Here is a 441-nt window from a genome sequence, read left to right as displayed (position 1 = left end):
GGGCCCGCGGGCTGCTGCTGGACACCGACGTCGTGGTTGAGCTCAGGCGCGAAAGCCCGGACCCCGCCGTCGTCGACTTCCTGCGGCGGCGCCGCCGCTCCCGGGTCTACATCTCCGCCTTGACCCTGGGGGAGCTGCGGGCGCTGAGCACCCAGGACTCCGCGCTGACCGGGCAGGCCGACGCGTGGCTGGTCGAGCTGACCGCGCGGTTCTCGGCCTTTATCCTGCCGGTTGACCAGCAGGTGGCCGAGGCCTGGGCGCCGCTGGCCATTCAAGACGTGCCGGCCGTCGAGTCGCTGATCGCCGCGACCGCCTCCAGGCACTGCCTGACCGTGGTGTCCGGCAACGCCGAGGCCTATCGGCGGCTTGCGGTTGAAGCCTGCGACCCTTGGGTGCCGGCCCGGCGCTAGGGCCTGCAGCGTCCACGGGCGGGAGCAGCAC

Annotated in this window: 1 protein-coding gene; it reads left to right on the top strand. The window is 73.0% G+C overall.

Features of this window, described 5'->3' with window-relative positions:
• A partial coding sequence (locus tag AC5RUJ_RS18400; RefSeq protein ID WP_494156535.1) for a PIN domain-containing protein occupies positions 1 to 410 on the top strand: 410 nt, incomplete at its 5' end.
• Positions 411 to 441: the final 31 nt, after the last annotated feature.

This window comes from Arthrobacter sp. Y3223164 (assembly GCF_059091005.1).
Note: the sequence above shows the minus strand (reverse complement) of the source record. Positions and strands in the feature narration are given on the sequence as shown.